Origin of the sequence: Microcystis sp. CS-574 (assembly GCF_028329095.1) — a bacterium.
GTDB lineage: Bacteria > Cyanobacteriota > Cyanobacteriia > Cyanobacteriales > Microcystaceae > Microcystis > Microcystis ichthyoblabe_A.
In genome coordinates, this window is sequence record NZ_JAQMSY010000136.1 from 1 (window position 1) to 9695 (window position 9695).

General features: G+C 42.1%; 12 protein-coding genes. 3 read left to right on the forward strand and 9 right to left on the reverse strand.

The genetic code is table 11. The features are described 5' to 3' along the window. Window positions 1–656, forward strand: a protein-coding gene (locus tag PN470_RS10790; protein WP_442929999.1) for an IS1 family transposase whose coding sequence is annotated in 2 segments (ribosomal slippage) — window positions 1–286 and window positions 288–656 — 655 coding nt annotated over the 2 segments. Because the reading frame shifts where the segments join, the coding sequence is not laid out codon by codon here. This gene is flagged as partial in the annotation. Between the two features lie 264 nt (window positions 657–920). Here PN470_RS10790 and PN470_RS10795 read toward each other — a convergent pair. Both PN470_RS10795 and PN470_RS10800 read right to left on the reverse strand, forming a co-directional pair. Continuing rightward, window positions 921–1418: a type II toxin-antitoxin system YhaV family toxin gene (locus PN470_RS10795; protein WP_103111352.1), complete on the reverse strand. Its 498-nt coding sequence runs from the start codon at window positions 1416–1418 to the stop codon at window positions 921–923. Between the two features lie 2 nt (window positions 1419–1420). Beyond that, a complete protein-coding gene (locus PN470_RS10800) occupies window positions 1421–1756 on the reverse strand; it encodes a type II toxin-antitoxin system PrlF family antitoxin (protein ID WP_103111351.1) in 336 nt (111 codons plus the stop codon). 257 nt (window positions 1757–2013) lie between these two features. Here PN470_RS10800 and PN470_RS10805 point away from each other — a divergent pair, with 257 nt between their 5' ends. Next, window positions 2014–3192, forward strand: a complete 1179-nt coding sequence (locus tag PN470_RS10805) for an AI-2E family transporter (protein WP_272104514.1) — start codon at window positions 2014–2016, stop codon at window positions 3190–3192. An 892-nt stretch (window positions 3193–4084) separates the two neighbouring features. Here PN470_RS10805 and PN470_RS10810 read toward each other — a convergent pair. The 6 genes from PN470_RS10810 to PN470_RS10835 all read right to left on the reverse strand — a co-directional run bounded on the left by PN470_RS10810 (window position 4085) and on the right by PN470_RS10835 (window position 8540). Beyond that, a complete protein-coding gene (locus tag PN470_RS10810) occupies window positions 4085–4552 on the reverse strand; it encodes a hypothetical protein (protein WP_272104517.1) in 468 nt (155 codons plus the stop codon). Beyond that, window positions 4530–4772, reverse strand: a complete 243-nt coding sequence (locus PN470_RS10815) for a hypothetical protein (protein ID WP_272104519.1) — start codon at window positions 4770–4772, stop codon at window positions 4530–4532. The genes PN470_RS10810 and PN470_RS10815 overlap by 23 nt, the downstream gene beginning before the upstream one ends. Then, window positions 4765–5337, reverse strand: a complete 573-nt coding sequence (locus PN470_RS10820) for a hypothetical protein (RefSeq protein ID WP_272104522.1) — start codon at window positions 5335–5337, stop codon at window positions 4765–4767. The genes PN470_RS10815 and PN470_RS10820 overlap by 8 nt, the downstream gene beginning before the upstream one ends. 154 nt (window positions 5338–5491) lie before the next feature. Continuing rightward, window positions 5492–6325 (reverse strand): hypothetical protein, encoded by an 834-nt coding sequence (locus PN470_RS10825; protein WP_272104524.1) that lies wholly within the window; start codon window positions 6323–6325, stop codon window positions 5492–5494. A 14-nt stretch (window positions 6326–6339) separates the two neighbouring features. Continuing rightward, entirely contained in the window at window positions 6340–8124 is a 1785-nt protein-coding gene (locus PN470_RS10830) for a hypothetical protein (protein WP_272104526.1), read from the reverse strand. Between the two features lie 92 nt (window positions 8125–8216). Then, entirely contained in the window at window positions 8217–8540 is a 324-nt protein-coding gene (locus PN470_RS10835; protein ID WP_271935853.1) for a hypothetical protein, read from the reverse strand. Window positions 8541–8735: 195 nt separating this feature from the next. On the opposite strand from PN470_RS10835, the gene PN470_RS10840 reads away from it, so the two are divergent. After that, window positions 8736–9305: a tyrosine-type recombinase/integrase gene (locus PN470_RS10840; protein ID WP_271935852.1), complete on the forward strand. Its 570-nt coding sequence runs from the start codon at window positions 8736–8738 to the stop codon at window positions 9303–9305. A gap of 190 nt (window positions 9306–9495) precedes the next feature. On the opposite strand, the gene PN470_RS10845 is transcribed toward PN470_RS10840, so the two are convergent. Next, window positions 9496–9695: hypothetical protein (locus PN470_RS10845; RefSeq protein WP_272104528.1), on the reverse strand; the 200-nt coding region annotated here is incomplete at its 5' end.

Genomic DNA, 9695 nt, shown 5'->3' on the forward strand with positions numbered 1-9695 from the left:
AACTGTCTCTGACGAAACCAAACAATTAATTGATAAACTCTTACTCGAACGAATTTCCTTACGAGTAATTGCTAGAGTAACAGGGGTAAGTTGGTCATGGTTACAAAATTATGTCAACAATAAATTGGCATCTGTCCCTCGTCAAATAAAGGTTTCAGACAAACTAAAAGGTAAATTGGTCATAGAATGTGATGAGATGTGGTCTTTTGTTTTTTCTAAAACAATCAAGGTTTATATTTGGCGGTTAATTGATAGAAAGACAAGGGAAATTATTGGTTGCTATGCGCGGAGATAGGAGTCGTCAATCAGCCAAAAAACTTTGGGCTAGTTTACCAGGTGTTTACCGACAATGCGCTGTTGCTTACACAGACTTTTGGGAGTCCTATAAGACAGTAATTCCTAGTAAACGTCATCAACCAGTCGGAAAAGAAACTGGTCAAACTAATCATATTGAAAGATTAAATAATACCTTTAGACAAAGGATTTCTCGGCTGGTGAGAGAGAGTCTATCTTTCTCTAAAAAAATGGAGAATCACGTTGGGGCTGTTTGGTATTTTATCCATGACTACAATGCACAGCAAAGCAAAGGATTAAGCCGCCATCACTACTACCGAATCACCACCAAATTTTCAAACTTTACCCTTCGACCACTATAGCTTGTTTCGAGTCAGAAAACCAGTAAAAACATGGCTACAGAGGGAATCCCTTACTCTAAAGATTAATTGCCATCAGTATAGCGATCGCTATACAGCGAACTCTAGGGAATCGCTCCACTCCAGAGACAGTCAACGGTACGGCCATTTTCAAAGGGAAAATGTACCCAGTGACGGCTTGTCAATTTATTCTGAGAAGCTTTATGCAGTAAGGGTTTTGTTAATTTTTTAGTATTTATGTATGGGTAAGTCCAGACATATCTATCATTAAATTTCGGTTTCAGCAGCTTCGCGTAAACGGCTAATTGTACTTTTGGCCTCTTTGAGTAGGTCATGCCAATCATCTGGAGGATAACTGGTCTCCAGCATTTTTCTAAAGACTCTATAAGCGTCTGTACTACTCTCATAAGCTCGCTTAGAGTTTTCATCATTGACCCAAGCGAGGAGAATTATTTTACTCTCTTGATGATATCGAAAAAACAGTCGATACTGCTGAAAAAACTTGGCTCTAAACCAGTGTTTGTAATCGTCTCCAAGCGTAGTTCCCTGTCGATAATCACTGCGAGTTGGGTCTTGAGGAATAGTATCAAAGGCTAACTTTGCTATGGCAGCTAGACGCTTTGTCGCATTTTTCCTTTTGTAATCTTGAGGAAACTTGTGGCGCAGCTCTTCAACCTGCGTCACAAGTTCTTCAAACTGTTCAAGGAACAGAGGATGAGCAAATATGCTCCATCCATTAATTACTAGGGGCTGATCTATAGACAACCTTATTCGTCCTCATCCAGAAGTGGTGCATCAAGCTCCAGATCAACGCCAGAGACCAAGCATTGAACATGATTGACTAGGTTAGAACTAATTGCCTGTATGTGTTGAGGGTTCTGTTCCATATCTTGGGCAAGAAAATTCAGAAATTTCCCAAGCACCGGATCATTTTCTTCTGTCCCGTCAGCCCTGGAAATCCATACTTTGCCGTCGGGCTGTATGTTGTAGCAGATTTTATCGCGCTTATTCAAGCCAAGGGCTTTGCGAACGGAATCGGGAATTGTAGTCTGATAGCGATCGGTAAGAGTGGATTCTGGCCATGGAGCCATCGTTGCAGCCATTGGGACCTCTCAGCCTATTTGTAAAAACATCTTGATGGTAATGCAAGTGCATTGTCTTGTCAAGTATGGAGTGACTAGCTCTACAGCCTAACGGAGCCGTTCACCTTAAATGTCGGCAGGATGCCCCCGTTACACCCATAAGGTTGTTGTAATAAACCTACACCTGTCAGATCACCCCACTTCCCCCGGTTGAGTTAGCGGGTTCGGCTTCGATCTGTCAGAATACAAGTATTGAAACAAACCCTTTAAGAGGCTTCATGGTGGAAGTTAAAGTCGTTCCCCCGAAACGCAATTGGGTTCAGACGTGGTGGCAATCCCTGAATTCCCTATCTCGCTTACTGGTGATTGCTCTAGCTGCACCACTTATAGTTCTGAATGCCTGGGCATTATCGGCAATTTTTGGCTATTTTGAATCTTTATTTGTTATTTTACTGATAGCGGCCGTTCTATCTTTTCTCTTGGGTTATCCGGTGACTTGGTTGGAACGTCAGGGATTAAAACGGGGTTTAGCTGCGATCGTGGTTTCCCTGATCACGATTTTAATTTTTGTGGCCGTGGGAATAACCCTAGTTCCCCTAGTCTTCACCCAAGCACAGCAATTTGTCAACAGATTGCCGGAATGGTTAGACTCGGGACAGCGCCAACTGATGCAACTAGATACCAAAATCGACACGATGAATCTACCGATTCCGATCAGTTTCGATGGTCTGATCGCTCAGTTTAACAGTCGTTTAGGGGCAGAATTGCAAATTTTAGCGGGAAGAAGCGTTAATTTAGCCCTTAATCTCACCGTTTTTACTGTGGTGCGGGTGCTTGATGTGCTGCTAACCATTATCCTCACCTTTTATCTACTTCTCCACAGTCCCGATATCTGGAGGAGTATTATCCAATGGTTGCCCAAACCCGTCCAACAACCCTTTTCCCTAACCCTACGCTTAAGTTTTCAGAATTACTTTGTCGGCCAGGTGATTTGTGCCACTTGCATGGCCCTGGGATTAGTCACGGCATTTTTATCGATTAAAGTCCCTTTTGGTCTTCTATTCGGCCTCTTGATTGGTACCATGGCCTTAATCCCTTTTGGGGGAACTGTAGGCATTGTCACGGTGACAGCTTTACTAGCTTTGCGCGATATTGGTTTAGCTCTGCAAGTTTTAGCCGTAGCTGTAGTGGTGCAGCAAATTGTCGAAAACGGCATTGCTCCCCGGATTTTGGGCAGTGTCACCGGGTTAAATCCCTTTTGGGTGTTGGTTTCGGTCTTGACGGGGGCGCGAGTGGGCGGTTTACTGGGGGTGATTGTCGCAGTTCCCATGGCAGTAATGATCAAGGAAGCTTTGGAGGTTATCCGTCAAGTGACCCCAGAGGAGACAAAATACGGGATAATTAAACCCTCTCTCCCCCTAGAATCGGAATCCTCTAGCGGGGTGGTTTCTCGCTGAAGAATGACTGACGGCATCATCTAGGCCGATCTGAGCAATAATATTGGCCGGGATAAATCGGCAGTTTTCTCCCAGGTTCTTGGCTTTTCTCCCTCGATCGAGTTATGATGTAAACATTGGTAGATTGACCCCACTTGCCCTGATCGCTGTCCATGACAAGTAAGGACAAATCAAGGCTTGAGGATGCCTTGCTGGTCTCTGAGACCTAGCTTATTGGGAGATTAGCTAACCAATTGTCTCTAAACTCGGATAATTTCTAAGAAAAGGTGATTGTCTATCCCGATAAATCAGCAAAAAATCGATATTTTGGTTAAATAGGCTACATTAACAGCTAGGTTTCTATCGTAAGCTCGAAGTTAAGACATAAAGTCAATATCACCCTCCGATTGCAATGAGAAAATGTTTGAATCGCTTAATATTTGGGCTTTTCAGACATTTTTTTTGTGGATTGATACCCCTAGAAAAAAATCGATCGCCATCGGAGCGATCGATTGTTTGGGACTGACAACGACCCTAATAATTCCATCGTGGCCCTTTTTGGACTTTAGACCGTCAGTCTTTGCCATTTTTCATAAAAAATTCGTCGCGCATCTCTTTTTGTTACTTTTTCTACAAAAAAATATTTAGAGATTTGTTGATTAGGATTTTTTTCAGTTAATTTGTGTCTGAGTCATCATCCGACTTTTCCCTGCTAGAATTCCATTCGCTTAAGCCCGCTCCTACTACAGCAGTAGGACCAGTAAGAGCGAATACTAACTTTTCAGCTGGTAGGTGGTAGCTAATGATAATCCCGCTAATTAACCCTGATCCGATGAAAAGCAAAGCAATTTTATTCTTTGGTGACATTGTAAAAACAATAAAGGGCAAACAATCGTCAGTAAAGTAAATGGAATCATGGTAAATCAGGCAATCTCCCCAAGATTAGATCGAGCTTTTGCTCGTATGTGTCGATAATAGGACCGGTATATTCCCATAAATGCAAGGTAATTTGTCGATGCCAATAAGGAACCGAAATTAACAGGGCATAACTTGATCCAAAATTAACGGGATAACTTAGTAGCGAAAATTGATTTAAAAAAATTCGCTTACTATCTACCACCGCGTTAGGGTTTCCGCCTACAGTCAGCCCCGTGACATATTTACGCTTAACGCTGGCCGCGAACTTCCATCGCGGATCAGCGCTTTGACTGGTAGCATAAAAAGTAATTAATGAAGCATTTAACTGAATTGGTACGGATATTTCTGGCAAAGGAAAATAGCGCTCTAAAGTTGGGCTATTTCCCGGTGCTGGTTCTGCGGTAAAGCTTTGACTCCAAACAGACTGCCAGTTATTAGAATTACCAGCATGATACGAAATCATATAAATTTTCGTTGATTATTTCTAAATATTCATCAACATTGACCTCGCAACTCTCAACTACGTCAAGATATTCTGTCGGCGTAATTTTTAAAGAAAAGAAATCGGCCAGCGCTTGTCCACAAATAATTAGATTATTTGAGGTTTCCTCTGCGGGAATTTCATCAAATCTGTCCGGAGTCCATAGCCGCATTCTATCTTTAAGTTGATCCGCGTTAATCACGACGAAACTCCTCCGGATCAAAACTCACGGTATGGGTTGCATTAGCACCCGAAAAAACGGAATCTGCCAAAATACCGTCTATTGCTTCCTGATAATCAAGTGATTCGCTTACCCGTCCCATGGGAAGTGTGTAAGCTGTCCCGCTTCTAGTTTTATATTTTCGCCCAGTAATTTTCGAGGTAGGGCTTTTAGCTGCGACAATTGTTGCGATGCGAGCTTTAGCGGGTACAAAAGCCCCGTTTCTTACATACTCGTTTAGTCCAGTCGTAGCCACACCAAACTTAGCTTTAGGACTAAATGAATTTAAAAAAGCACTAGAGCGCCCAGACAAGGTGACTTTTATTTTACCTTTCGCATTCGCAAAGCCATATCCAAACGCGATAACTCCTACCTCGACTTCTCCATTCAGGGGAGGTCTAACGATAGTTCTCTCTGGCCCGTTGCCCTCGCGCCATTTGGCATACTTTACAAAGTCTAGATTCTGGGGCAAGCTGTTGGGGTTAACGTTCCCCAACTTTAAAGCATCGTAAATCCGCTCTAAATCCGAAAATCTCTTTCTAGCCATACTATCCGTTTAATACAGTATTTTTACCGCTCTGCATAAATGCGATAACTCAGTTATAGCAAGGCTTGCAGCCAATACGATTGGTCGGAAGGGTATAGACCATCCGCGAAAACTGCCCGAACTCATCGACAAGAGCATAGACCATCTACGAAAACTAATTAAACTCATCGACAAGAGCATCAAGGAAAGTAAACGAGCGATCGTAAAGAGCGATCGGCTTATTTATCCCCCAGATGGTAGCCGTAGCATACTGAAAGCGAACATCAACCATAGGACGACGGCGAGGCTTTTTGTAGCTTTTCCCTAAGATTGTGTGATTGCCAGGGTTATAGGGAAAAGAACCATTCTCATCATCAGCGATGTTAGATTTTAAAAACTTCCAGCCAGGGGTATGATTTTGTATATCTAAAACCTTATTGATTAATTCTTTTGCAGTTGATTCATCTCGACAAAGTAACTGCAATTGATAACCCTTATCTTTTTCTGTGTAAGAGTACAACTTTCTCCCTTTTTTCCAAATATACCCGTTAGCGGGTCCGAATACTGTCTTAATTTTCTTGGCTAACGCAAGTAATTCTGGTTTTGTTATTGTGGTGCTAGATTCATTCATTAATCTAAAAGAAATCTCTCCCCATGTGGGGCGAGTGTCGTCCTCTAAATCGTTTAAATCTTCTTTAAAATAAAGGGTAATCTGTGGTTTAAATTTTCGAGAAGCGTGTAAATCATCTAAGGGAATCCCATAAAAAGGCTGCTGTAAATCTTGCGCTCGTCTTAAGGTAAAATAAAACAATAAAAAGCGTTGGATCATCATGTCGCAAGTATCGTTATCTTTAAGCAAGCAAGCCCAACGCAACGAAGACCGGGGGACGGCTAAATCTAAATCATTGCCTGTAATATCACTAAACTCCTCTCGCACTATTTGATTATGGACTCTTAAAATAGTGCTTTGCAAGTGTTCAAATTCGGTGAAGTTAGTAGGAATCGCCATAATAAATAAATAAATTAACTAGGCTTTGTTAAATCGGTCTTGTTTATTGGAGGAGACTGTGATGAATTTTTTCCTTGAGTCTCTTGAGTGTTTTTCTCGCTTTCCTTGTCATTAACTTCTGTTTTGATTTTGTTTACTTCTGTCCCAATTTCCCTTATATTTTCGGTTACACTTCTAAACTCGGAGGTTATAGATTCTAAATCTGAGGCTATTTCGTTCGCGTTTTGTAGCCCTTGAATAACTCGATCAATTTTTCTATTTTTGCCACTATGAAAACTAAAAGTTTCACTCATCCAGTTGTAAGAATTTTCTAAAACCACACCGGACTTTCTTAAAGCGTTGCCAATTTTCCCCGTATATTTAGCGGTTTGTTCCAGTCCGGACGTGATACCAAAAAGTGAATCAGTCATTAACTGATAAATGTTGATCGCACTTTGATAAATCCTATTAGCTTTTGCCCAAGTTTCACTTAAAGCAGTATAGTTATCATTGCCGATTAATCCTTTTACAATATTTTCAATTGAGTTACCAATAACTGTAGAAAAATTTTGGGCAACTTCGTCACCGTCTTTAATGCCAATAATGCTTAAGGCGTTGCCTAAAGTAGCGATCAAGGTAGAGCCAATATTTCGGGAAAGCATGACCGCGTTATGAATAGCCGCAGCCGTAGCCATTAAATTAAGAGCGCGATCAATAGTTCTAGACTTCCAGAGTTTAGTAAATCTATCTGATAGATAGCCGGAAATTCCCCCATTCATTTGAGGCCCGAGCTTGGTATTTATGACATTTAAAAGAGTTAGGTCTAATCCTTCTAAAGTAAGCTTTATTGCGTCTAGACTATTGTTAGCTTGAGTAACGCCGGGGGATGTGCAGCATCCACCGCCTCCCGGTGTATTTATTACTGGTGGGTTTTCTTGTCTTGGTTGGCCTATTGTTGGATTTTGAGGGTTTATGATTGGAAACGGCGAAAAAGACGGTGGCGTGTTTTCTCTTTCTCCTGGTTTAGGCGAAGTCCCTGGATTCGTGGGGTTTGTAGTTGGCGGACTTGGAGCAAGCGAACTAGGTGGGGAAGGATTTGGGCTTGGATTTGGTGATAGCGATGGACCGGGTGAGGTTTGTGGTGGCGTAAAATTGCTCGACTGTCCAATAGGAAGCGGATTTTTAGGTAGCGGAGAATATGGCGGTTTTGTCCTTGTGTCGTTATCTGTTGAAGGAGGAGCTAAGGGTCCAGGACTGTTAGGAGGGAAAAAATAAGGAGGGGGATCAGGTGATGGATCGGGTTCTTCAGATTCAACTTTTTCGATTTGGTAGGAAAAAGATTTGAGATAATGGTTTGCGTTCCAGTACACATCTAAAGAATCGAGATAAATTACGTCTATAACGCCGCTGTCAGGCGGCGGCCGCCACACTATACAATTGACCCAGGGATTGCCCCCGTGAGATTCAGGAACAGTCAGATGTCCGATTGGTCCTTGAATTATCTTGCCTGGAATGTTTACATATTTAGCATTTTCATTAATAACGTGATGAGGTGAACTCATCGCCACCCTTCTATAAGTTGCGACTAAATTGCTTATTTTGTATTTTGCATTTTCAGGCCCGACTGAACCGGGAGGGGTATCGGGTCCTATTGTCTTAGGCGGAACACGCTCTCTAACCGGAGGTGGTTGAAAGGGGTAAGACCCGATAGGACCCGCCGGTCCGTAGGGCGTTCCTGGAGCATCAGCAGGAGGTGCATCAAATAAGAAATCTATTATTTTATAGAATCCGGAAAAAAAGCGGAAAGTGTTTTTAAGCAAAGAGGGCCCTAAACTACTTAAAGTGTTCCGCTGAAGAGACGGACCCAATTGTTTAGCGGGCGCTGGCCCAATAAATCCAAGCATTTAATTACCTAAGTTAAGTTATACCCCGCTGGGTAGTTATTATTGCTAATTTCTTTTGCGTACATCCAGGGCCTTTGGTTTAGGGCATTGTTTCTAATTTGAGTGTCTAGGGGCAAATACACAAAAGCTTGCAGGTACAGCTGTCCATCTCCCTCTGTGGCCTCTCCGGTGTTTAGGGTAATGTACGGGGTTCTTCCCCCTTTTTCTGTGCTATCAAGGTTAAACGTCGTATTTCCGATGGTAGCCTTTAAGGCCATTAGTTGATGAGCGATCAAACGTTCTAAGGTGTTAATATTTGTCGGAATATTTGAGGTGAGTACAATAGTAGTCATTGTGACAAAAAATAATCTTTTCTTTTAAAATAAGGAAAAATATTATTTTGATCAAGTGCATAAAATATCTATTTTCTGTAGTAATAGCAATTGACAAAAGCCTTGAAAATACGATACTTTACAAGAAATACACTTAAGGCTTAGGCTTTTAAGTACAGAATAAATGGACTTTATTAATAAATTCTGTAGGTAAATATGAGAACAATAGGGCAAGCTTCTGTTTTATCTCAATCAGACTGGAAAAAACTAGAGTCCGTCGCCAATCAAAAACATCGGCTTCTATGGGCTATCCTAAGATTCACCGCAGCACGCATAAATGAAGCCTTAGAGCTACGGGTCAAAGATGTTTACAAAGACCCAACCCGGCGAGTCCCTAACGATGAGATAGCATTTAGAAGAGAAACCAGAAAAGGGAAAGACAGAAATCATACTGTGCCAATTTGTGGAGAATTAAAGCTAAAGCTTAGAGATTATAATCCCTCATCTAACCTAGATGATTACCTTTTTCCCGGCATCAATGGAAGATTAAGCTATGAAGCCGCTTTAACCTATCTGAAAACATCTGCCGCGAAAGTCGGACTAGATGACAAGAAAATTGTCACTCACTGCGGCCGCCGCAGTTGCATCACTGAGTTGGCCCGGAATGGAACCGACCTAAGAACCATTCAAGCCGTGAGCGGTCACGCTTCGATCGCTAACTTGCAGCGATACATCGAAACCGATCCCGACCGGACTAAGAACGCACTAGAAACAATTTTCGCTTAACACTATATCTAGTGTCAGCGAAGCTGTGTCACTACGCTATATTTAGTGTCAAAGCTGCGAGCCGGATTCGCACCTGCTGACAATGGGTCAAATATTGCCACTTAACCTAAGTCGCAGCGTCTAGTATTTTAGCAAGATTTTTTAACGTTTTCGCACCGTCCTAAGTATTTTGATCGCAGCTTGTCATTTTCTAACCATCTCCAATAACGGTACTGTCTTCCCTTGATAGTTTTGATTTCTTCATACCCATGGCTAGGGTGAGAGTTAGGGAGTGAGTTAGGGAGACAGTTAGGGTGAGAGTTAGGGAGTGAGTTAGGGAGACAGTTAGGGAGACAGTTAGGGAGTGAGTTAGGGAGACAGTTAGGGAGACAGTTAGGGAGTGAGTTAGGG